The organism is Leminorella grimontii (assembly GCF_039789245.1).
Taxonomy (GTDB): Bacteria; Pseudomonadota; Gammaproteobacteria; order Enterobacterales; family Enterobacteriaceae; genus Leminorella; species Leminorella grimontii.
In genome coordinates this window covers 2142769-2166817 of the sequence record NZ_CP146357.1, presented here as the reverse complement: position 1 = coordinate 2166817, position 24049 = coordinate 2142769, and the positions used below count along the sequence as shown (strand labels likewise).

Genomic DNA, 24049 nt, shown 5'->3' with positions numbered 1-24049 from the left:
ACTGCGGGCTTTCTGACCTTACCCCTCGTAAATCGCCCTGGAAGCCTGGCCTGAGCCAGAGCCGGGAACGGCCATCAGCCGCTTAAACTCGCCCCACAGTTCGGCGACGCGCTGCAGGTCCTCTTTCGATACGTCGAGGTGAGTCACGATGCGCGTGACCGGGCCGGCGTTAATCAGAACGCCGCGCTGCTTCATCCAGGGGCCGAGCTGGTTAGCCTCATTGGCGGGGATGCGGACGAACAGCATGTTGGTTTGTGCGCCGGAGCCAATAACCTCGACGCCCATTTCCTCAAGGCGCTGCGCGAGCCAGCGGGCGTTGTCGTGGTCTTCCCTAAGGCGTTCGACGTTATGGTGCAGGGCATAAAGCGCGCCCTGAGCGAGGATGCCGGCCTGACGCATCCCACCGCCGACCATTTTTCTCCAGCGGCGCGCGCGCTTGATGTACTCGGTGCTGCCGCAGAGAAGCGAACCCACCGGCGCGCCAAGCCCTTTAGACAGGCAAATCGTCAGCGTATCGCAGTACTGCGTCAAGGTGGTTAAAGGCACGTTCATCGCCACCGCGGCGTTAAAAATACGCGCGCCGTCGACGTGAAGCGCCAGCTTTTTCTTGCGGGTAAACGCCCACGCCTGATGCAGGTAATCCAACGGAAGCGCCTTGCCGTTGTGCGTGTTTTCCAGACAGAGCAGGCGAGCCTGCGCGAAGTGGAAGTCGTCCGGCTTTATGACGCTGGCGACCGTTTCCAGCGGCAGCGTACCGTCCGGGGCGATATCGATAGGCTGGGGCTGAATGCTGCCCAGTACGGCGGCGCCTCCGGCCTCAAACATGTAATTATGGGCTCTTTGCCCGACGATATACTCATCGCCGCGCTGACAGTGCGTTAACAGCGCCACAAGGTTGGCCTGCGTACCGGTAGGTAAAAACAGCGAGGCTTCTTTGCCGGACATCGCAGCGGCTTCCTGTTCAAGCTGGTTGACGCTAGGGTCGTCACCGTAAACGTCATCACCCACGGCGGCGTCCGCCATGGCCTGTCGCATAGCCTTACTGGGGCGGGTTACGGTATCACTGCGCAAATCGATCATAAGAACACCTCGGTCTGTGGGGAAGGCGATTGACGTTATTTACGCCTGTTGTATCACGACAGAGGGGAGAAGAAAAAGTGAAAAGGAAAGAGGAGATGCTCAACCGCTAAACTGACTATGGAGATGCACTCGGAAATATCGCAGTAAATAAGCGCTAGAGCGAAAAGCTGGCTTCCCAAAAGCGTTTTATTTCGTTAAGCGAGGTGAGGGCGCGTTAGCATGAGGCATCGTTCGCCTTTTATTCATTTTCGCCAACCCAGAAAGGAGGATCTTTACGATCCTTGAGGGAGAAAAGGCGATCAAATGCGCCCTGTTGCCAAAAAATGCGTAATAACTCGATAAAATGGACAGATATCTTGTTTTCTTTCGATAATTAGGCTAATTAAACATCTGTAGTAGAAATAATCAGTGGAGAAGAGAACCCGATGCGTTTACGTCATTTATTCGTGCTGGCTTTGCTGGTGCTCGCGGGCTGTTCCAGCCACAAAGCGCCGCCGCCGAGCGGTAAGCTCTCCGATCCCATCTACGTTTTGGCCCAGCTTAAAGAACAGCATCGAGAATGGCGTGGCGCGCCTTATCATTACGGCGGCTTGTCGCGCAGCGGCGTGGACTGCTCTGGTTTCGTTCTTTTGACCTTTCAGGACAGATTCAATATCAATCTTCCCCGTACGACAAAGCAGCAGGCGAGCATTGGTTCGCCCGTTTCCCGCGATGAGCTGATGCCGGGCGACCTCGTTTTCTTTAAAACCGGCCGGGGTGAAAACGGTCTTCACGTCGGCATTTACGATGCCGATGGCACTTTCCTTCACGCATCCACCAGCAAGGGCGTGATGACGTCCTCTCTGGACAGCCCCTATTGGAAGAGCGCCTATTGGCAGTCTCGACGACTGTAGGAAGGGCTTATGTCCCGCTCTGAACGCCTGCTGTCCCTGCTGCAGCTTCTTCGTAGCCACCGTTATCCTATGAGCGGCAAAGCGCTGGCGGCTAGCCTCAACGTTAGTCTGAGAACGCTGTATCGCGATATTCGAAGCCTGCAGGCTCAGGGGGCGGCGATAGAAGGCGAGGCGGGCGTAGGCTACGTCTTGAAAGACGGTTTTCTGCTTCCTCCCCTGATGTTTACGCCACAGGAAGTTGAGGCGCTGACTCTCGGCGCCCGCTGGGTGAAAAAGCGCGTTGATGACGAGCTGGCCACTGCTGCGACGCAGGCGCTGGCCAAGATTGCCGCCGTCGTTTCGCCGCCGCTTCGCTATCGGCTTGAGAGCGCGCCTTTGCTCATTGGGCCTTCCGACCGAACGCTTCACTGCCAGGAGATGATTACCCGCCTGCGCGCTGCCGTTGAGAATGAACGTAAAATAGAGATGAGCTATACGGATAAGTCAGGTCGCGCAACGCGACGAACCGTTTGGCCGTTTGCAATAGGTTTTTTTGACGACGTCCGCCTGCTGCTTGCGTGGTGCGAGCTGCGTAACGAGGTGCGAAACTTTCGGGTCGATCGTCTGAGAGAACTGCGCATTCTGGATGAACGGTATCCGCGGCGCCGCCAGACGCTGTTAAAAGAGTGGTATCGCCATAACGGCATCACGCAAGATTAGCCGACTACTGACACAAACTGTCACTTCACCTCAGTATTCTCCTCCTTGAACTCACCGGGCCACTGATACGGCCTGCAATCAGTACATCAAGGAGATAAATATGTTAGACGCCAATATGCTAATTTTGTACGTGGATAGCCCGCAAGCAAGCTGCGCGTTTTATGAGAAACTGCTGGGGCGTCAGCCGCTGGAGGCATCCCCCACGTTTGGCATGTTTCGCTTTGAGTCCGGCGTTTTGTTCGGGCTTTGGTCAAAGCATACGGTAGAGCCCCGCGCCGGGGAAATTACTGCCAGCGGCGAACTGGCCTTTGGCCTTGAGTCGCGTCAGGACGTCGATCTCTACTACCGACAGTGGAAGGAAAAGGGCGTCAAGATCCTACAAGCTCCGGTGCTTATGGACTTCGGCTATACCTTCACCGCCTGTGATCCCGACGGGCACCGCCTGCGCGTGTTTGTTGCCGAATAGATTACCGGGCAAAGGCGTATCTTTATGGCCGGGAATTCATGCCCCGGTCCTGAGGACGAAAGATTTGTGATAAAATAACAGGATATCTATCTATTTTGGTTAAAGGATACCCGTATGTCGTCCTCACTGCGCCTGTTGATTTCCGACTCTTATGACCCTTGGTTTAACCTTGCCGTTGAAGAGTGCATTTTTCGCCAGATGCCCGCGACACAGCGGGTATTATTCCTGTGGCGCAATGCCGATACGGTGGTTATCGGGCGGGCGCAAAATCCGTGGAAGGAGTGCAACACGCGCCGGATGGAGGAGGATAACGTTAAGCTTGCGCGGCGCAGCAGCGGCGGCGGCGCGGTCTTCCACGATCTTGGCAACACCTGCTTCACCTTCATGGCCGGCAAGCCCGAATACGATAAAAGCGTTTCTACCGCGATTGTGGTCAATGCGCTCAACTCGCTTGGCGTAAAGGCGACGGCCTCCGGGCGTAACGATCTGGTGGTGGAAACGGAAGAAGGCGAAAGAAAGGTGTCCGGTTCGGCCTACAGGGAGACAATGGACCGGGGCTTTCACCACGGAACGCTGCTGTTAAGCGCTGATTTGAGCCGCTTGGCTAACTACCTCAATCCGGATAAAAAGAAGCTACAGGCGAAGGGAATTGCGTCCGTAAGGGGAAGAGTCACTAACTTGAGCGAGCTGCTGCCGGGGATCACTCATCGGCAAGTATGTGACGCTGTCACGGAGTCTTTTTTCAGCCACTACGGCGAACGGACCGAAGCGGAAGTCATTTCACCTGACGCGCTGCCCGATCTGCCGGGTTTTGTGGAAACCTTCGAGCGTCAAAGCAGCTGGCAGTGGAATTTCGGACAGGCCCCCGCGTTTACCCACCTGTTGGACCAGCGCTTTGTCTGGGGCGGCGTTGAGCTGCACTTCGACGTAGAAAAAGGACGCATCAGCAGAACACAGCTGTTTACCGACAGCTTAAATCCGGCGCCTTTGGAAGCACTGGCCGAAAGGCTACAGGGCTGCCAGTATCAAAGCGAAGCGCTTAAGAAGTGCTGCGATGAAGTCGCAGTGGACTTCCCTGAACAGGCGAAGGAATTAGCTGAACTTAGCGGCTGGATGTCAGATATTGTTCGCTAAGAAAAGCGCGGCGCCGATTGAAGAAGGCGCCGCAGCGTTGGGCGAACAGGCTCGCTAATTTAGAAACGGCTCTCTACCGCGCGCGCCAGAGTACCCAGCATTTTTTCCGTATCGCTCCAGCTCAGGCACGGATCGGTAATTGACTGACCGTAGGTCAACGGCTGTCCGTTTTGCTGCTTCTGGCTTCCTTCTACAAGGAAACTTTCCGCCATTACGCCCACGATCGCTCTTGAACCCGCGTCAATTTGCTGACAGACGTTATCACAGACGTCCAACTGACGCCGGTGCAGCTTTTGGCAGTTGCCGTGGCTGAAATCGACCACCAGATGCTCCGGAAGGTCAAACTGGCGCAGGTTGTCGCAGGCAGAGGCGATGTCCGCCGCGTGATAATTTGGGGTTTTACCGCCGCGTAAAATAATGTGGGCATAAGGGTTGCCGCGGGTGCGATAAATGCTCATTTGGCCACGCTTGTCCGGTGAGAGGAACATATGGCTTGAGCGTGCGGCGCGGATAGCATCAAGAGCGATACGCGTGCTGCCGTCGGTACCGTTCTTAAAGCCGACCGGGCAGGAGAGCGCTGACGCCATCTCCCTGTGCACCTGGCTTTCCGTCGTTCGGGCGCCGATGGCTCCCCAACTGATGAGGTCGGCAATGTACTGCCCGATCACCATATCTAAAAATTCGGTCGCCGTCGGCAGCCCAAGCTGATTTATCTGGATAAGCAGCGCACGGGCCAGCGCGAGTCCCTTATTGACCTGAAATGAGCCGTCCAGATTGGGGTCGGAAATAAGGCCTTTCCACCCAACGACGGTGCGCGGTTTTTCAAAATAGGTGCGCATGACGATTTCAAGCCGGTCCTGATATCGAATTCTAAGCTCGCTCAGCCGCCGGGCGTATTCCTGCGCGGCGTCGGTATCGTGTATGGAACAGGGGCCGACGATGACTAAAAGGCGAGGATCCTCCCCGTGAATAATGCGCTCAATCCGTTGGCGGGAGGCGGTTACGTTGGCGATGATGTCCGCGTTAATCGGATAGCGCAGCGCCAGTTCCTCAGGCGTCATCAGGCTGTCAACCAGCGAGGTCCTGAGTTCATCTGTTTTGTGCATGGTTTTTCTCTAAAAGCGGTTCTTCTCTTCGGCGATATGCCGGGAAGTGATGGACATCACAATAACGGAAACCAACCGCCTTGCAAATAGGGAAAGAAATGAATTCGTTTCAAGCGGTAAAAAACGCGTGATGAAGCGAGAAACCGCACGCCTAAAGGGAACATGCGGTAAAAAGCACTGTGTTTAACGTCGGGTTTAATACATTCGTCGGGTCATACCCAGAATGTCCAACAGCTTGGTGGAGATCTCTTCTACGGAATAGTTGGTGCTGTTGAGAAAGCGGATGTTGTGCTTTCGATAGAGGGCTTCGACTTCGGTGACCTCAATACGGCACTGGCGCAGCGACGCATATCGGCTGTTTTCACGGCGCTCCTGACGAATGGCGGACAGGCGCTCCGGCGAAATGGTCAGCCCAAACAGCTTGCTGTGGAAAGGCTTCAGCGCGGGGGGAAGCAGCAGGTTGTCCATGTCGTCGGAAGTAAACGGATAGTTGGCCGCCCGGATGCCGAACTGCATCGCCAGATAGAGGCTGGTGGGCGTTTTTCCGCAGCGGGATACGCCGAGCAGAATGACCTGAGCGTCTTCAAGGTTGCGTAAAGAGATGCCGTCATCGTGGGCCAGCGCGTAGTCGATAGCGGCAATTCTGGCGTCGTATTTTGTCAGGTTGCTTGCCGTTAGACCGTGTATGCGATGCGCGGCGGGTATTGGCGCGACGCCCAGCTCCTGTTCAAGGGGCGTCACCAGCGTGTGGACGATGTTCTGACAGTAGCCGTGGCTTTTTTCTATGATCGCGCGAATGTCAGGCGATACGATGGAATAAAATACGATGGGCCTTTGTCCGGTTTTTTCGTAAACGCCGTCGATTTGCTGGCAGACTTCCTGCGCTTTAAGCGTATTTTCGACGAACGGTATGGTGTATTGATTAAAGTCGACGGGAAACTGAGAGAGCACCGCGTGCCCCAAGACTTCGGCCGTAATGGCGGTACCGTCGGAAATAAAGAAAACCGTGCGTTCCATAAAAAAATCGCTCCCACTGGCCGTGTCGTTAATAGGTAGCAATCAAATCATTCTCTATTTCTTTCGTCAACACGCTTTAACTTTTCCCCATTTAATTGTTGAAATCGAGCATATGAAGAGCGATTGCGAACAAATTAACGCGTTGATTCGGACAGGAAAACTTAGTTAACGCGCCGAAACGATTAACCATTTCATAAGTCACGAATTGCTGTGTAAGCTTTTAAGGGTAGGGGCAAATTTGTTGCTTCTATGGATCTTCTTGTTATTAATCCATCCTGATTAAACTAATGGGACACTGCTAATGCCTGCTATCGATAGCTGTCAACAATATGTTGTTTGGTATAACCAATTGGGAATGCATGATGTTGATCGTGTTGGAGGTAAAAACGCCTCTTTAGGTGAAATGATCGCTAATCTGAGTGAACTGGGCGTTTCTGTTCCTAACGGGTTCGCCACGACGGCCCAGGCGTTTAACGACTTTCTTGAGCAAAGCGGCGTGAATCAGCGTATTTATCAGCTGCTTGATAGCATTAACGTAGACGACGTCAAAGCGCTGGCCGATGCAGGTTCCAAGATCCGCAGCTGGATTGTCGATACGCCTTTTCAGCCCGAGCTTGAGCAGGCTATTCGCAGCGCCTACCAGACCCTTTCCGAGGGAAATGAGGGCGCCTCTTTTGCCGTGCGCTCCTCCGCAACGGCGGAAGATATGCCCGATGCCTCCTTTGCCGGGCAGCAGGAGACGTTCCTAAACGTACAGGGCATTGACGCCGTGATGGTGGCGATTAAGCACGTGTTCGCTTCGCTGTTTAACGATCGCGCTATCTCTTACCGCGTACATCAGGGGTACGATCATCGAGGCGTGGCGCTTTCCGCCGGCGTGCAGCGCATGGTGCGTTCTGATTTGGCCTCTGCGGGCGTAATGTTTACGCTGGATACGGAGTCCGGTTTCGATCAGGTGGTGTTTATCACCTCGGCCTACGGTCTGGGTGAAATGGTGGTTCAGGGCGCGGTAAACCCGGACGAGTTTTACGTACACAAGCCAACGCTGATGAACGACCGTCCGGCCATCGTTCGGCGCACGCTGGGTTCTAAAAAGATCCGCATGGTTTACGCCGACAGCCGCGAGCACGGCAAGCAGGTGCGGACCGAGGACGTCGAAGAGGCCAAGTGCAATCGCTACAGCCTGGAAGAGGACGAGATCCACCAGCTCGCCCGTCAGGCGATGATTATCGAGAAGCACTACGGTCGGCCAATGGATATCGAATGGGCGAAGGACGGGCAGACCGGCAAGCTGTATATCGTGCAGGCAAGGCCGGAAACCGTACGCGCCAACGAGCAGGTGATGGAGCGCTATCAGCTGCACAAGCGCGGCAACGTGCTGGTGGAAGGCCGTGCGATCGGCCACCGCATCGGCGCCGGTCCGGTGAAGATTATTACCGACCTGAGCCAAATGGACAGGATCCAGCCGGGGGACGTTCTGGTGACGGACATGACCGACCCGGACTGGGAGCCCATCATGAAGCGCGCAGCGGCGATTGTCACCAACCGGGGCGGGCGCACCTGTCACGCGGCCATTATCGCCCGCGAGCTGGGCATTCCTGCCGTCGTGGGCTGCGGCCACGCAACCGACGTGCTGCGAGAAGGGCAACAGGTCACGGTCTCCTGCGCTGAAGGCGATACCGGCTTTATCTATCAGGACGCGCTGGAGTTTAAGGTTCAGAGCTCTCAGCTCAATGCGCTGCCGGACATTCCGCTGAAGATCATGATGAACGTCGGCAACCCCGATCGGGCGTTTGACTTTGCCCGACTGCCGAACGAAGGCGTCGGTCTGGCTCGCCTTGAGTTCATCATCAACCGTATGATCGGCGTACACCCGCGCGCGCTGCTGGAGTTTGACCAGCAGGAAGCCTCGATAAAAGAGGAGATCCGCGAGCTGATGATGGGTTACGACGATCCGGTCGAGTTTTATGTCGGTCGACTGTCTGAAGGCATCGCGACGCTGGCCGCCGCCTTCTGGCCCAAGCGCGTGATTGTGCGCCTGTCTGACTTTAAGTCTAACGAATACGCCAATCTGGTGGGCGGAAGCCGCTATGAGCCTCACGAAGAGAACCCGATGCTGGGCTTCCGAGGCGCTGGTCGCTACGTTTCTGACGACTTCAAAGCCTGCTTTGCGCTGGAGTGTGAGGCCGTTAAGCGCGTGCGCAACCGCATGGGGCTGACCAACGTCGAAATCATGATCCCGTTCGTTCGCACCGTAGAGCAGGCGAAAGCGGTCGTTGACCAGCTGGCGCTTGAGGGGCTAAGGCGCGGGGAAAACGGCCTTAAGGTCATCATGATGTGCGAAATCCCCTCTAACGCGCTGCTGGCCGAACAGTTCCTGGAGCACTTTGACGGTTTCTCCATCGGTTCTAACGACATGACACAGCTGACGCTAGGGCTGGATCGCGATTCCGGCGTAGTTTCAACGCTGTTTGATGAGCGTAACGAAGCAGTGAAAGCGCTGCTAGCCATGGCCATTCGGGCCGCGAAGAAGCAGGGGAAATACGTCGGCATCTGCGGACAGGGGCCTTCCGACCATGAAGACTTTGCGGTCTGGCTGATGGAGCAGGGTATCGACAGCATCTCTCTTAACCCGGATACGGTGATTAAGACCTGGCTGGCGCTGGCGGAAAAAACCTCCGTTTCGGCCTGACGCAGAGACGGAGTAAGATAAAAACGCCGCCGCATTTTTATGCGGCGGCGTTTTTTCGCTATGAGAAAACCATTCTCATGACGCTCTTATGAATAGCTGTTTCAACATAAATAATTCTTATCATTGATCGCTTTTAGCGATCTATAGGGATGGTTCGATCGTTTTAAACGATTTTATTAAAGCTAAAACGCTATCTATTATTTCTAAGTTTTAACCTTCTGTTATGACATGAAATTTTTATTAAAAACATTGTTTTTAAGGGGTTCCTGCGCACTAAAAAAAGGTGAATGAGGAACACTTTTTATTGTTACAAGGAGTATGGAAATATGAGTAACGTATTACGAGCCATTTCAGCCTATCCGAAAAGGAAAAAGGTTGCGCTGTCGCTTTCTATTGCGCTTTTGGGCAGCTTTTCGGCCCATTCGGCAACGCTTAACGTTGACGGTACGACAGAAAGCAGCAGCGGTAGTGCAAGCTACACCAATACGTCAGTTTCTCCAGCGATACGAGTCACCGGCGGTGGGCAATTAACGTTGAATCACGATACAACGGCCAATACTAACGCCCCTACGGCCAAAGCCATTGTCGTCGATGGGAATAGCGCATCGTCGCTTACCGTTAACGCTCCGCTGAGTATTGATCTGGGAAGCAATACGGATACCGTTGGGCTTAGGGTCGATAAAGGAACGTTTACCGTGATGAACGGAGGTTCACTCGTTATCAATTCTACGTCGACAGGGACGATGGGAACGTCTGCCGTAGGGGTTGACGCCAGAGATGGCGCCACGGTTAATTTGGGAAGTGGCGCTATCATTACGACCGGCCTGGCCGGCTCTGAGCTACCGTCGGGATTCGGCATCCGCGTACAGAACGGCTCTGCGGGAGCAAACGACACTAAAGTAACGGCGAACAACGTACAAATAAGCACCGGCGGTAAAGAGTCCTACGGGCTCTGGGTGTGGAACTCGGTTCCTGCGACGGGTTCCGCCAACACAAAAGACGGTTATATCATACTGACCGGCGAGAACAACGCGATAGAAACCCATGGCGATGCTTCTCACGGTATGGCTACAGGGACGACAAGCCACGGAATGTCCCACATTCTTATTGGCGATGCGCTTGCGCCTTCCTCTGTCTCGGTGACAACGCATGGTAACGGCGCCCATGGCGCGTCTGCCGCCGTCAATACCGAAATTGTTCTAACCGGAGACAAACAAAGCATAGTGACGCAGGGCGACAACGCTTACGGCATCGTCGCCGATGCTTCTTTAGCTTCCAGCTCGGGCGTTAGTCCAACAATAAAAATTGACGGCAATGCCCACAGGATTGAGACATCAGGTTCTCAATCTCACGCGATTTATGTCAATAAAGGAGGGCTGGTTTCTATTTCTAATACCGGTACTGTCAGCGGCAGCGACAGTGCGATTAAAGCAAACGGCGCGGATGCTCACGCGGTATTTGCCGTTGGACAAAAGAGCAGCGGAGATCGAACCTCTGTCATTAATATTACCCAATTTGGCGGCATGATTGAGAGCGCGCAGGGAGACGCATTCAACGCGCAGGGTTCCGCTATTAATGCAAATTTAAACGGCGTTAACGTTAGCGCGACGAACGGTAAACTCATTAACGCAACGATCGTACCAAAGAGCTCCGCTTCGGGTCTTGATGGAACGATTGGCAGCTCGGTTAGCCTGATTGCCGATAATGCCAGCCGCCTGGTCGGCGACGTTTATGCCGATATAAAAAGCAGTGCGAGCGTATCGCTCAATAATGACTCCGTTTGGTTGGGAAGCGCGCAAAACGCCAAAGTGACCACTGCTGGCGGCGGGCAGTGGAGAATGACCGACAGTTCTGCTGTTACCGAGTTAAGCAACGGCGGCGTTACCTCATTTGAAAACGATCCCAACAGCCCTGCTGTGACAAGGTTATTCCGTACGTTAACGGTAAGCAATTCGCTCAGTGGAAACGGTACGTTTGTCATGCGGGCCAATTTACAAAACGGAAGCGGCGACAGGCTTATTGTGAACGGTACAACGTCCGGCAGCCATACGTTGAACGTACTTAGCGATGGAAGTCAAAGTACTCACGGTACGGAAAGACTGACGCTGGTTGAAACCGCCGACGGCGGCGGTAGCTTTACGCTAACGAGCGGTACGGTAGATATGGGGGGATATACTTATCAGCTGCAGAAAGAGGCTAATGGTAAAAACTGGCAACTGGCCGCCGCATCAAGCGGCGGTGGAAATAGCGGAAGCAACGGCGGCTCCCCTACGCCGGGTGGAAATGGCGGTAATAAAGCCCCCATTACTTCAACGGCTGACGCCGCGGCCAACTTTATTAATGCCAACTACTTAATGAGCTACGCTGAAACACAAACGCTGTTGCAGCGCATGGGCGAATTACGTCAGGACAAGGGGCAGGGCGACTTTTGGGCGCGAGGTTTTGCGGGGCGATTTGATAATTTCGCTAAAGGGCAGCTTAGCGGCTTCAATATGAACTACCACGGCTTTCAGCTAGGTAGCGATATAAGGCTCAATGCTCAGGATAACGATATTTATCTGGGCGTCATGTTCGGCGCATCCAACGCGAGCCAGAGCTATAAGCAGGGCGATGGCGGCCTTAATGCGCAGAGCTTCGGCGCCTATGCTAGCTATATGGACGCCAGCGGACTCTATTTTGACGGATTGATTAAGTATTCGCGAATGAAGAACTCGTTTAACGTGACTGACAGCAGCAGCCAGCGCGTCAGCGGAGATGATTCAAGCAACGGTTTTAGCGCCTCATTAGAAGCCGGAAAACGCTTTTATTTTTCGCCGGATGCCGATGGCGTTTATCTGGAACCACAGGCGCAGCTCAGCTTCTCCTATCAGGATGATATGACGATAAAAGCCAGTAACGGTCTGATTATCGACACGGACGCCTATCATTCCACGCTTGGCCGCGTGAGCGCGCTTGTGGGCTATAGCGCCAATAGCGGGGTGCCGGTTAATGTCTATCTAAAAACGGGCTACGTGACGGAGCTTGACGGCCGAGTTAGCTATCGGCTCAATGACGCCAAGGAAAGTCACGTTAACCGTGGGGGATGGTGGAATAACGGCATTGGCGTGACAACGCAGCTAAATAACCAGCACAGTTTTTATTTGGACGCTGCAAGCTCGACCGGACACCGGTTTAATCAACGTCAGATTAATGCAGGCTATCGCTTTAGCTTTTGATGAGTAGGGCTCAATAGTAATGAAACAAGGGACGCCGTTCAGAGAGCGTCCCTTGTTATTTATCCATAAGCGAGAATAAATAAGCTACTTGCCGTCTCCCAGCGTCTCTTCAAGGTCCGGCACTCTGTCTGAAGGCTCCGGCACTTCGTCCATCCAGGCGGATATAAGCCTGTATGATACCGCCAGCACGACGGGGCCGATAAACAGGCCAATCATGCCAAACGCCAACAGGCCGCCGATAACGCCCGAGAGAATAAGCAGCAGAGGCAGGTTCGCGCCCATACGAATCAGCGCCGGACGCAGGAAATTGTCCAGTGAAACGACGACACAGCTCCAGACCAGCAGCACCGTTCCCCAGGTGTTGTCACCGCTCCAGTAGAGCCAAATCACCGCAGGGAAAAGAACCAGACCGGGGCCAATCTGGGCCAAACAGCAGATGACCATCAACACGGTCAGCAGCGTTGCATAAGGAATGCCCGCAACGGCGAGCCCGATGCCGCCCAGCAGCGCCTGAACCATTGCCGTAACCACGACGCCGAGCGCAACGGCGCGAATCGCCTGAGCCCCCAGAATCACCGCTGCCTCTCCGCGCTCTTCCGCCAGGCGCAGTGCAAAATGTCGAATGCCTTTAGCGACCGCTTCGCCCTTGGCGTAGAGGATGGCGCTAAAGACCACCATCAGCGTGCCGTGCAGCACAAAGCTTCCCACGTGGGCGGCCTGAGACACAAACCAGGTCGTTGCCGCGCCGGCATAGGGCTGCACCTTCGCAACCAGCGATTTTCCGCCGTCGGAAATCAAACTTTGCCAGCCATGATGAAGGCGCTCGCCAACCATGGGAACGTCTTCCAGCCAGTTGAGGCTTGGAATGTGCCAGTTCTGAGAGTCGCCCAGCCAGCTGACAAGTTGGCCGCTGTTATCGACAATGCTGTTGATGACCAGGCTGAACGGCAGTACGAACAGCAGCACCAGCAGCAGCGTCATAATCACAACGGCCGGCGACCGCTTGCCGCCGGTGAGCTTTTGTACGCGCAGCAGCAGCGGCCAGGTCGCGATGACCACCATTCCTGCCCAGGCAAAGCCGAGTACGAAGGGGCGGATTACCCAAAGGCTGGCAACGATAAGTATTGTGATAAACAGTACGCCAAACATCAGGCGGGCAAGATCTAAGCGCTTTTGTGGTTGAGTCATGAACCATACTCGTTGTAGATGAATGGGTTATTGTTGATATTATCAACGATAGGCGGTACTTGCGCCACCGTAATTCATGACGGGAAAAAATTATCCTTTTTGCCATAATGTTAATGATGTGTTGTTTCAAGGTTTAATGCTGAATGGCGTCGTTTTGTCACCGGGATAATTTTCTCTACGGGCTACGCAAACGGCGGCAGCGTGTGCTAGTCTGCGGGATTGGGTAATGTTTTAAGAATGCCTCATTAAACCTGTCGAGGCAGATGAATAAATAAGAAAAAAAGAAGAGATTAACGGCAATGATTCCTCAGCTCAAACAGGCGCCGGGCGTCGATGCACTGGTGAACGCGTATTTAGCGGCGCTGAAGCGCTCAGGCTTTAGCGGCGACGTAGCGACGCAGTTTGCCGATCGCCTGACGATGGCGACCGACAACAGTATTTATCAGCTTTTGCCTCAGGCGATCGTTTTCCCCCGTTCTACCGCTGACGTGGTGCTGATTGCGCGCACGGCCAGCGCGGATGAATACCAAAGCCTGCGCTTTACGCCCAGAGGCGGAGGTACGGGAACCAACGGGCAGTCGCTCAATGACGGCATCGTGGTGGATATGTCCCGCTATATGAACCGCATTCTGGAGCTGAACACGGAAGAAGGGTGGGTTCGGGTTGAGGCCGGCGTGATTAAAGACCAGCTCAATCAGTACCTCAAGCCCCATGGCTTTTTTTTCTCGCCGGAGCTTTCCACCAGCAACCGCGCCACGCTCGGCGGCATGGTCAATACTGACGCGTCAGGACAGGGCTCGCTGGCCTATGGCAAAACGTCCGATCACGTTTTGGGGCTGCGAAGCGTGCTGTTAAACGGCGAACTGCTTGATACGTATCCTATGCCGGTTGCGCTGGCCGAAGGGCTGGCGGCGCAAAAGACCCGCGTCGGCGAGGTTTATCGCACCGTAATGGAACGCTGCCGAACCCAGCGCCAGCTGATTTTGGACAAGTTTCCAAAGCTGAACCGCTTTCTGACCGGCTACGATCTGAAGCACGTCTACAGCGACGACCTGCAAACGTTTGACTTAACCCGTATCTTAACCGGTTCCGAGGGTTCTTTGGCGTTCATCACCGAAGCCCGCTTAAATATCACGCGCCTGCCGTCGGTTCGGCGGCTGGTTAACGTCAAATATGACAGCTTTGATTCCGCGTTGCGCAACGCGCCGCTGATGGTCGAGGCCAAGGCGCTTTCTGTCGAAACCGTAGACTCCAAGGTGTTTAACCTGGCCCGCGAGGACATCGTTTGGGAGTCGGTAAAAAATCTTATTACTGACGTGCCCGGTAAAGACATGCAGGGCCTTAACATCATTGAATTCGCCGGCGACGATGAGGCGCTTATCGCCCGTCAGGTAGAGGCGCTTTGCGCCAGGCTTGACGAACTGATGGAAAATAGCGAGGCCGGCGTTATTGGCTACCAGCTGTGCAGCGACTTGGCCGACATTGAGCGCATTTACGGCATGCGTAAAAAGGCGGTAGGCCTTTTGGGTAACGCCAAGGGCTTGGCAAAGCCGATCCCTTTCGCAGAAGACACCTGCGTTCCTCCCGAACACTTAGCCGACTACATTGCGGAGTTCCGCGCGCTGCTGGACGGCCACGGCTTGGCCTACGGCATGTTCGGGCACGTTGACGCCGGCGTGCTGCACGTTCGCCCCGCGCTCGACATGTGCGATCCGCAGCAGGAACGCTTGATGAAGCAGCTGTCCGACAGCATCGTCGCGCTAACGGCCAAGTACGGCGGATTATTGTGGGGTGAGCACGGTAAGGGTTTCAGGGCTGAATACAGCTCCGAATTCTTCGGTGAGGAACTCTATGCAGAGCTTCGGCGGATTAAAGGCGCTTTCGACCCGCTTAATCGCCTCAACCCAGGGAAAATCTGTACGCCACTGGAGAGCGATGCGCCGCTGTTGAAAGTGGACGCCGTTAAGCGGGGGACCTACGATCGGCAGATCCCTTTAGCGGTAAGAACGTCGTTTAAAGGCGCGATGGAGTGCAACGGTAACGGCCTGTGCTTCAATTTCGATGTGAACAGTCCGATGTGCCCCTCGATGAAGGTCAGCGGCGATCGCGTTCATTCGCCGAAGGGGCGCGCGACGCTGGTAAGAGAATGGCTGCGCCAGCTGGCGGAGGCGGGCGTAGATCCGTTGGAGATTGAGCAAAAGCTGTCGCAGCGGCGCTTGAGCTGGCGCGAGCTTTTGGCCAAAACGCAAAACGCCTTGGCTAAGCGTAAGGGAGAGTATGACTTCTCCCACGAAGTTAAAGCGTCGATGTCCGCCTGTTTGGCCTGTAAGGCTTGCTCGACCCAGTGTCCGATAAAGATTGACGTGCCTGCCTTCCGCTCTCGCTTTTTACAGCTTTACCACACCCGCTATTTCCGCCCGGCCAGAGACTATCTGGTGGCGTCGGTTGAGAGCTACGCGCCGCTGATGGCCAAGGCGCCCAAGGTGTTTAACTTCTTCATTCGACAGCCGTGGATGCAGGCCATTGGCGCAAAGGGCATCGGCATGGTCAACCTGCCGCAGCTGTCAACGCCTACGCTGAAACAGCAGCTGCAGGGGCACCGCGCCTGTTCTATTACGCTGGAACAGCTCGAAACCATGGTCGTCGAACAGCGTCAGCGTCACGTGCTGGTGGTTCAGGATCCGTTCACCAGCTATTACGACGCGGCGGTAGTGGCCGACTTTGTCCGGCTGATAGAGAAACTGGGCATGACGCCGGTACTGCTGCCGTTTAGCCCCAACGGCAAGGCGCAGCATATTAAGGGCTTCCTGCGGCAGTTTGCGCAAACCTCTAAACGCACGTCAGAAGCCTTAAATCGGGTGGCAAGGCTGGGGATCTCCATGGTGGGAGTCGATCCGGCGCTGGTGCTGTGCTATCGAGATGAATATAAACAAATTCTTGGCGAAGCTCGGGGCGATTTTCAGGTTCTTCTCGTGCATGAGTGGCTGACGGCTAATCTTCACCTGCTGCCGGAAAAGGCCGTAGCGGCGGAGCCGTGGTATCTGTTTGGTCACTGTACCGAAAGCACCGCGCTACCGAACAGCGGCCGACAGTGGCAGGGCCTGTTCGGTCGAGTCGGCGCTACGCTGAATACGATAAATTTGGGCTGCTGCGGCATGGCGGGAACTTATGGCCATGAGGCCGACAATGCCGAAAATTCGGCGGCGATTTACGCGCTGTCCTGGCAAAAGGCGCTGGCGGGTAAAAGCGCAAGCCGCTGCCTGGCGACCGGCTATTCGTGCCGCAGTCAGGTGAAACGGTTTAATCAGGTTGTGTTAAAGCATCCGCTTCAGGCGCTGCTGGAGCTGGTTTAATTGATGAGATGAGGTAGTGCAGTATGTGGAAACGCCAAACAACGCTGGAGGCGCTAAACCAACTTTCCAAAGGCACGATGATGGAGCATATCGACATCGTCTTTACCCAAATCGGGCCGGATTTCCTTGAGGCGACCATGCCGGTCGACCGACGCACCACGCAGACGTTTGGCCTGCTGCACGGCGGCGCGTCCGTCGTTCTGGCTGAAACTATCGGCTCGGTAGCAGGTTATCTTTGTACCGAGGGCGACAGGCTGGTTGTCGGCGTCGAAATTAACGCTAACCACGTCCGCTCCGCGCGCCAGGGGCGGGTGCGCGGTGTCGCTAAAGCGGTGCATTTGGGGCGTAGCCAGCAGGTATGGGATATCCGTATTTACGACGAAGCCGACAAGCTGTGCTGCATTTCCCGGCTTACAACGTCCGTTTTGGATAAAAAGGCCGATTAATTCAGGAGACGACGCTCAAAAAAAGGTGGTCTACGTGGAGAAGATAACCGGTAAACAGCTGTTGGTTTCTCAAGCAATACACGCCTGGCAGCTGGACGGCAAGGGGGGCGTACTCCCAATTACGGACGACACGGTGGCGTCCGGCTCTATGCCGTGCTGGCTGCATTTTGACTATGAGCAGCCGGAAAGCCTGGCCTGGTTGAACGCGACTGAGCTGCTGCCGGAGTCCTTTAAGGATGCTCTGGCGGGAGAAAGCTGCCGCCCCAGAGTTTCACGCCAGGGCGAGGGGACGCTTATCGTCTTGAGAAGCGTTAATCTGAACAATGAGTCTTTACCCGATCCGCTGGTTACGCTGAGGGTGTATTTAACCGAAAGCCTGATCGTTTCGACTCGCCATCGACCAATCCACGCCATAGACGAAGTCGGTCAGGACTTGATGAACCACAGCGGTCCGACGCACGTCGGCGGTTGGCTGGTTGATATTCTTGATGCGCTGACCGACAGGGTGAGCGACTTTATTGACGATATTCACGGGCGCGTCATTGAGCTGGAAGACGGCCTGCTGGAGCAAGAAGTTCCTGAACGGGGAGAAATTGCGCTGATCCGTAAGCAGCTTATTGTGTTACGTCGTCACTTAATGCCGCAGCGCGACGTTTTCTCTCGCCTGGCCAACGAACGCTTTCCCTGGATGAGCAATGAAGACCGCCACCGCATGCAGGATATCGCCGAGCGGCTGGGAAGAGGGCTTGACGATCTCGACGCCACGATTGCACGCACGGCGGTGATTGTCGATGAAATTAATTCGCTGCTGGCGGACGCCATGAACCGCCGAACCTACACCATGTCGCTGATGGCGATGCTGTTTTTGCCGGCGACGTTTCTTACCGGGCTGTTTGGCGTCAATCTGGGCGGGATCCCGGGGGGAGATAAAGGTAACGCCTTTGCCATTTTCTGCCTGTGCCTGGGGGTTCTTGGCGGCGGGGTTCTCTGGTGGCTTAAGCGGAGCAAGTGGCTGTAGCCCGACGGTAAAAAAGGCGGAAATCCGCCTTTTTTCTTTTCAACCCGACGCTATTTAACTTCAACGACGTTAATACCCAGCTCGTTTTCATCCTGAGCCTCAAAGCCTGCGGGATGCAGAGGCAGTTCTTCTCTGTCGAACGCCAGATCGCCGCCGTCGGGAAGATCCATTCCCTGCTTTATTGCCGTGAAGTCAAACAGCTCGCGGTCGCACAGGTGCGACGGCACGACGTTTTGCATGGCGCTGAACATGGTTTCAATACGGCCAGGATAGCGCTTGTCCCACTCTCTGAGCATCTCTTTAATCACCTGACGCTGCAGGTTGGGCTGGGAGCCGCATAGGTTGCAGGGGATGATGGGGAACGCCTTGGCGTCGGCATAGCGCTCGATGTCTTTCTCGCGACAGTAGGCCAGCGGGCGGATCACGATGTGCTTGCCGTCATCGCTGATGAGCTTGGGCGGCATGCCCTTAAGCTTACCGCCGTAGAACATGTTTAAGAACAGCGTTTGCAGCATATCGTCACGGTGATGGCCCAGCGCGATTTTGGTTGCGCCAAGCTCCGTTGCCGTCCGGTAAAGAATGCCGCGGCGCAGGCGTGAGCAGAGCGAGCAGGTGGTTTTTCCTTCAGGGATCTTCTCTTTTACTATGCCGTAGGTGTTTTCTTCTACGATTTTGTACTCAATGCCGAGGGTGGACAGGTATTCCGGCAGAACGTGTTCGGGAAAGCCGGGCTGCTTTTGGTCCAGGTTGACGGCGATAAGCTCAAATTTTACCGGGGCGCTGCGCTGCAGGTTTTGCAGGATGTCCAGCATGGTGTAGCTGTCTTTACCGCCTGAAAGGCACACCATGACGCGATCGCCTTCTTCGATCATTGAGAAATCCGCAATGGCTTCGCCTACGCCGCGGCGTAACCGCTTGTGCAGTTTGTTCAGATTGTATTGCTGTTTTTGGTTTAGCGTAGCGCTTGTGCTCATGACGTTGACTCTGTTCAAAATACCCGGCCGGCGCGGTGGCCGCACGTAAACAATGGGCAGCTATGGTACGGATTATTGCCCTCGTTGTCACTCGCTCATGATGGAGAGAGCGCTTTGTCGTTTTCCTCTTGGTTCTTGTTCGTGCTTATCAAAAGAAAGGCGTTAATAAAAAGCCGGGAATAGCGAGCGACGATTAAATAATCAAAAAAAAGAAAGCTGACTGAACAAATAACGTACGAAAAATAGCGCAAATATAATAATAACTGTCAATTATACCAGTGATGTAAATTTTTCAGATGTATTAAAATCGACAAAGCCAATACAGAGATTCTAAGAAAAATAATGCCGGAATATTCGGCGATACGGTGTTCATTTTTATGAGACGAGTATACGCATGCCGAAGGCGCTTGCTTTATAGGGATGCAATCAGCGGTCAGGATTGGGAAAAGGAGATGGAAGATGGTAACTATCGAAGTCACATGCCGTCACTGCCATGAGACAAAGCCGGTAAGAAAGCACGGTAAAGGCCGAGGAGGCTATCCTCGCTATTTTTGCAATAACTGTAAGCGCACTTTTCAGCTTTCCTATTTATATCGCGCTCATCAGCCAGGGATGAAAGAAAAAATTCTTGAAATGACCGCCCAGGGCGCAGGGATAAGGCAAACGAGCCGAACGCTGAAAGTCGGGCTTAATACCGTTATGAGATATTTGAAGGCCTCAGAAGGCGAACTTAGCCATAGCGGCTGAGATATGATGGATTAATTTGTTAGAACGGGCGCTTGCCCAACGTGCTGTACCTTAGAGGTGGTTATTTTAGTTGTAAAATTTATAAGGCGCCGAGTTTGGCGCCTTATTTTTTCCCGTCGTTGCTCGCTATTGCGCGCTCGTTTTTTCTTCCGATTTACCGGCCAGCAGGCTGAGTAACGCATAGCGTTTCTGAAGATCTCTTTGCGCAGCCTGATGCAGCTCTGCGGCGACTTCCGGCTCCTGTGTATCAAGCCGACGGAACCGCTGTTCCTTAAGCAGCGCAGAAGCAAGGCCTTCTACGGGAGGGCGAGAGTCCAGCGTGAGAGCCGGCTTTTCCTCGTCCAAACGTCGCGGATCGAAGCGGTACAGCGGCCAGAAGCCGGAGGTTGTTAGCTGCTTCATCTGGTCATGGCTAAAGGCCAAATCGTAACCGTGTTCCTCACAGGGGCTGTAGGCGATAATCAGCGACGGGCCGGGGTAGGCTTCAGCCTCCTGTATGGCTTTCACCGTTTGGTTTAGCTGAGCGCCGAGGGAGATTTGCGCAACGTATACGTGACCGTACATCATGATGCTGACGCCCAGATCTTTACGTCCTTTGCGCTTACCCCGTTCGGCAAACTTGGTTACGGCGCCCATCGGCGTGGCCTTGGACTGCTGACCGCCGGTGTTTGAATAGCACTGGGTATCCAGCACTAAAACGTTTACGTTCTCTGTCAGGCTCATGACGTGATCCAGCCCGCCGAATCCGATATCGTAGGCCCAGCCGTCGCCGCCAATAAGCCAAATAGACTTATCGACCAGGTAGTCTGCGCTTTCGATAAGCTCCTTCGCCTGAGGGGCATCAGCGTTGCGTAAAAGCGCCTGCAGCTGGGCTATTTGGGCGCGTCGGACGTTAACGTCCGCTTCCTCGGCCTTCAGTGCTTCAATCAGATCTGGTGGCAAAGCGTCCGTCAGCTCATCGAGCAGTCGTATCGCCCTGGCTCGGTGTTGGTCGACGGTCAGCCGGAAGCCCAAGCCGAATTCTGCGTTGTCCTCAAACAGCGAGTTGGCCCAAGCGGGGCCTCGACCTTCCGCATTGGCGGTGTAGGGCGTGCTGGGCAGGTTGCCGCCATAAATGGAGGAGCAGCCGGTCGCGTTGGCGATCATCATCCTGTCGCCGTAGAGCTGAGTCAGCAGCTTGATATAGGGCGTTTCCCCACAGCCTGAGCAGGCGCCGGAGTATTCAAACAGCGGCGTAATGAGCTGAGAGGTTCTGATGTCGATGCGTTCAAGCCTGCTCTTGTCAATCTCGGGCAGCTGAAGGAAAAACTCAAAGTGGCGTTTTTCCACCTCAAGATTTTCCAGCCGTGGTTTCATGTTAATCGCCTTGATGCTTGGATCCTGGCGATCTTTTGCCGGACAGACCTCAACACACAGGTTACAGCCGGTGCAGTCTTCCGGCGCAACCTGGAGAACGTATTTTTGGCCGCGCATGTCTTTGGACTTTACGTCCAGCGATTGAAGGCCGTCAGGCGCGTCGACCATGGCTTCCGGTGAAACCACTTTGGCGCGGATGGCCGAGTGCGGGCAGGCGGCGACGCAGTGGTTGCACTGGGTGCACAGCGGCGCTTCCCAAATGGGGATATTTTCGGCAATGTTGCGCTTTTCCCAACGGGTGGTGCCAACGGGCCAGGTGCCGTCAGGCGGGAAAGCGGAAACGGGCAGAGCGTCGCCCAGGCCGGCCAGCATGGCGGCGGTCACGGTTTTAACAAAGTCCGGCGCGCTGTCTGAAACGACGGGCGGACGATCGGCGGCGTTTTCATCAATGGGCTGCAGCGTAATCTCTGCTAACTCGCTGACGGTAGCGCCCAGCGCCTGCCAGTTGTTTTGAACGACCTCCTCCCCTTTGCTGCGGTAGCTTTTGGCGATGGCGTCCTGAAGCTGCTTTAACGCCGTATCGCCGGGAAGGATTTGCGTCAGGTGGAAGAACGCCATTTGCATCACGGTGTTGATGCGAGCGCCGAGGCGGCATTCGCGAGCGATCTTCGCTGCGTTAATGATAAAAAATCGCGCCTTACGCTGATGGAGCAGGGCCTGAACGTCTCTTGGCAGGCGACGCCAGATTTCGTCTTTGCCGTAGGGCGTGTTGAGCAGGAACGTGCCGCCGACTTTCAGCTTTTCTATCATCTGGTATTTATCGATAAACTGATTTTGATGGCAGCCGACAAAATCGGCCTGCTCAATAAGATAGGCGGAATTAATCGGATGTTCGCTCACCCGCAGGTGGGAAACGGTTAGCCCTCCAGCCTTTTTGGAGTCATAAACGAAGTAGCCCTGGGCGTGAAGCGGCGTACCGTTACCAATGATTTTTATGTTGTTCTTGGTGGCCGATACGGTGCCGTCGCTGCCAAGGCCGAAAAACAGCGCCTCCAACGTTGCCTTTTGAGGGATGGTTTCATCCGTTAGCGGAAGCGACAGCTGGGTTACGTCGTCGAAGATGCCGACGGTAAAGCGGGGGCGCGGCCTGTCGAACGACAGCTCTTTAAACACGGCCAATACGCAGTCCGGCGCAAACTCTTTGGACGACAGGCCGTAGCGGCCACCGATAACCAGCGGCAGCGACGCGCGCTCGCCGCGAGAAAAGGCTTCCGCCAGCGCGGTCATAACGTCCAGATAAAGGGGCTCGGCCTGAGCGCCGGGCTCTTTAGTGCGATCGAGCACGGCGACTTTTTTCACGCTTGAGGGGAGACGCTCAAGGAAGTGGCGGGCAGAGAAGGGACGGTAGAGCCGAACCTTCAGCATGCCGACCTTTTCACCGCGCGTTAGCAGCGAGTCGATCGTCTCTTCAGTCGTACCGCAGGCGGAGCCCATAAGGATGACAACGCGCTCCGCTTCGGGATGGCCGTAGTATTCAAACGGACGATAGCGCCTGCCTGTTTGCTCGGCGAAGTCATCCATCGCTCGTTCGACGTGGCCGTAGGCGTCGTTATACCAAGGGTTCGTGGCCTCTCGGCATTGAAAGTAGGTATCGGGATTGGCCGAAGTTCCTCGAATTACGGGGCGATCGGGCGTCAGCGCGCGTTGGCGATGTGCCTTAATGGCATCGGCAGGCAGCAGCTGGCGCAGCGTATCGTCGCTCAACGGGACGATTTTGTTGATCTCGTGAGAGGTGCGAAAACCGTCAAAAAAATGAATAAAGGGAATTCGGGCGTTGAGTGAAGCTACCTGAGAGATAAGCGCGAAGTCTTGAGCCTCTTGAACCGACGCGGCGCACAGCATGGCGCAGCCGGTTTGCCTTACGGCCATAACGTCAGAATGATCGCCGAAGATCGACAGTGCGTGAGTCGCCACCGTTCTGGCTGCGACGTGCAGTACAAAAGGCGTGAGCTCGCCGGCCAGTTTGTACAGCGTCGGGATCATTAACAGCAGGCCTTGAGAAGACGTAAACGAGGTTGCCAACGCGCCGGTTTGAAGCGCGCCGTGAACGGTTGCGATAGCGCCGGCTTCCGACTGCATCTCGATAACGCGAGGCGTGTCTCCCCAGACGTTTTTCTGCCCATACTCGGACCAATCGTTAGCCTGTTCGGCCATCGTTGAGCTGGGGGTTATGGGATAAATGGCGATAACTTCGCTTGAACGGTAGGCCACGGAGGCGACCGCACTGTTACCATCGGTAGTAATCATAAACACGACCTTCATTGATTCACATGCCCACGTTCAGGACAAAGAAAATCCTTTTATTGGCACGTCGTTGTCCCGTTTATAGAGTCTTCCAGACTGATAGCCCAGTATATCAGATTGTGTTGCAAGGGCGGCGACTGTTTTGTGTAGTAATGTTATTCCTTCAGTGCGAAAAAAGGCTGAAAATGGGATGAAAGCCTCTATTTTCTGCATTTGAAGATATAAGTATCGTAGACGTACCGCGCCGAATAGAGTAAAAATAGTGGGTTAAAGCGTCATGATGCGTTTCCCGATGTGAAAATAAAAAAAAGCCAGCGATATGCTGGCGAAAGATGGAGTCGGTGAGTTAAAACAGCGGGCT

Annotated in this window: 16 protein-coding genes; 10 read left to right on the top strand and 6 right to left on the bottom strand. The window is 54.8% G+C overall.

Annotated features, from left to right (window positions below; translation table 11 throughout):
• Nucleotides 1–18: 18 nt before the first annotated feature.
• Nucleotides 19–1080 carry a low-specificity L-threonine aldolase gene (gene ltaE, locus V8L73_RS10085; protein WP_347254770.1) on the bottom strand — a complete coding sequence of 354 codons (1062 nt, stop codon included), beginning with the start codon at nucleotides 1078–1080 and terminating at the stop codon, nucleotides 19–21.
• Between the two features lie 425 nt (nucleotides 1081–1505).
• Here ltaE and V8L73_RS10080 point away from each other — a divergent pair, with 425 nt between their 5' ends.
• From V8L73_RS10080 to lplA, 4 genes are all read left to right on the top strand, one after another.
• Nucleotides 1506–1973 (top strand): C40 family peptidase, encoded by a 468-nt coding sequence (locus V8L73_RS10080; RefSeq protein WP_027273098.1) that lies wholly within the window; start codon nucleotides 1506–1508, stop codon nucleotides 1971–1973.
• Between the two features lie 9 nt (nucleotides 1974–1982).
• Nucleotides 1983–2672 (top strand): YafY family protein, encoded by a 690-nt coding sequence (locus V8L73_RS10075; protein WP_347254769.1) that lies wholly within the window; start codon nucleotides 1983–1985, stop codon nucleotides 2670–2672.
• 100 nt (nucleotides 2673–2772) lie between these two features.
• Nucleotides 2773–3138 carry a VOC family protein gene (locus V8L73_RS10070; protein WP_347254768.1) on the top strand — a complete coding sequence of 122 codons (366 nt, stop codon included), beginning with the start codon at nucleotides 2773–2775 and terminating at the stop codon, nucleotides 3136–3138.
• Nucleotides 3139–3252: 114 nt separating this feature from the next.
• Nucleotides 3253–4272, top strand: coding sequence for a lipoate--protein ligase LplA (gene lplA, locus V8L73_RS10065; protein ID WP_261830902.1), 1020 nt, complete (start codon nucleotides 3253–3255; stop codon nucleotides 4270–4272).
• Nucleotides 4273–4331: 59 nt separating this feature from the next.
• Here the strand turns inward: lplA and V8L73_RS10060 are convergent, their stop codons facing one another.
• Nucleotides 4332–5378 carry a 3-deoxy-7-phosphoheptulonate synthase gene (locus V8L73_RS10060; protein WP_261830903.1) on the bottom strand — a complete coding sequence of 349 codons (1047 nt, stop codon included), beginning with the start codon at nucleotides 5376–5378 and terminating at the stop codon, nucleotides 4332–4334.
• A gap of 195 nt (nucleotides 5379–5573) precedes the next feature.
• The gene (gene ppsR, locus V8L73_RS10055) at nucleotides 5574–6395 is read right to left on the bottom strand and encodes a posphoenolpyruvate synthetase regulatory kinase/phosphorylase PpsR (RefSeq protein WP_027273103.1); all 822 of its coding nucleotides are present in this window, start codon (nucleotides 6393–6395) and stop codon (nucleotides 5574–5576) included.
• 301 nt (nucleotides 6396–6696) lie between these two features.
• Here ppsR and ppsA point away from each other — a divergent pair, with 301 nt between their 5' ends.
• A complete protein-coding gene (gene ppsA / locus V8L73_RS10050; RefSeq protein WP_347254767.1) occupies nucleotides 6697–9087 on the top strand; it encodes a phosphoenolpyruvate synthase in 2391 nt (796 codons plus the stop codon).
• Nucleotides 9088–9413: 326 nt separating this feature from the next.
• Entirely contained in the window at nucleotides 9414–12302 is a 2889-nt protein-coding gene (locus tag V8L73_RS10045) for an autotransporter outer membrane beta-barrel domain-containing protein (protein WP_347254766.1), read from the top strand.
• Nucleotides 12303–12386: 84 nt separating this feature from the next.
• Here the strand turns inward: V8L73_RS10045 and ydiK are convergent, their stop codons facing one another.
• Nucleotides 12387–13490 (bottom strand): AI-2E family transporter YdiK, encoded by a 1104-nt coding sequence (gene ydiK, locus V8L73_RS10040; RefSeq protein ID WP_027273106.1) that lies wholly within the window; start codon nucleotides 13488–13490, stop codon nucleotides 12387–12389.
• A 299-nt stretch (nucleotides 13491–13789) separates the two neighbouring features.
• Here ydiK and ydiJ point away from each other — a divergent pair, with 299 nt between their 5' ends.
• The 3 genes from ydiJ to zntB are packed head-to-tail and all read left to right on the top strand — an operon-like array spanning nucleotide 13790 to nucleotide 18307.
• The gene (gene ydiJ, locus V8L73_RS10035; protein WP_347254765.1) at nucleotides 13790–16843 is read left to right on the top strand and encodes a D-2-hydroxyglutarate dehydrogenase YdiJ; all 3054 of its coding nucleotides are present in this window, start codon (nucleotides 13790–13792) and stop codon (nucleotides 16841–16843) included.
• A 23-nt stretch (nucleotides 16844–16866) separates the two neighbouring features.
• On the top strand, nucleotides 16867–17289 hold the full coding sequence (locus V8L73_RS10030) for a hotdog fold thioesterase (protein WP_027273108.1): 423 nt from the start codon (nucleotides 16867–16869) through the stop codon (nucleotides 17287–17289).
• Between the two features lie 34 nt (nucleotides 17290–17323).
• Complete coding sequence (zntB, locus tag V8L73_RS10025; RefSeq protein ID WP_027273109.1) at nucleotides 17324–18307, top strand: zinc transporter ZntB; 984 nt, start codon at nucleotides 17324–17326, stop codon at nucleotides 18305–18307.
• A 50-nt stretch (nucleotides 18308–18357) separates the two neighbouring features.
• Here zntB and ttcA read toward each other — a convergent pair whose 3' ends face one another.
• Entirely contained in the window at nucleotides 18358–19281 is a 924-nt protein-coding gene (gene ttcA, locus V8L73_RS10020; RefSeq protein WP_027273110.1) for a tRNA 2-thiocytidine(32) synthetase TtcA, read from the bottom strand.
• Between the two features lie 459 nt (nucleotides 19282–19740).
• Between ttcA and V8L73_RS10015 the strand changes: the two genes are divergently transcribed.
• A complete protein-coding gene (locus V8L73_RS10015; protein WP_027273111.1) occupies nucleotides 19741–20028 on the top strand; it encodes an IS1-like element transposase in 288 nt (95 codons plus the stop codon).
• A gap of 126 nt (nucleotides 20029–20154) precedes the next feature.
• On the opposite strand, the gene nifJ is transcribed toward V8L73_RS10015, so the two are convergent.
• On the bottom strand, nucleotides 20155–23691 hold the full coding sequence (gene nifJ / locus V8L73_RS10010; RefSeq protein WP_347254764.1) for a pyruvate:ferredoxin (flavodoxin) oxidoreductase: 3537 nt from the start codon (nucleotides 23689–23691) through the stop codon (nucleotides 20155–20157).
• Nucleotides 23692–24049: the final 358 nt, after the last annotated feature.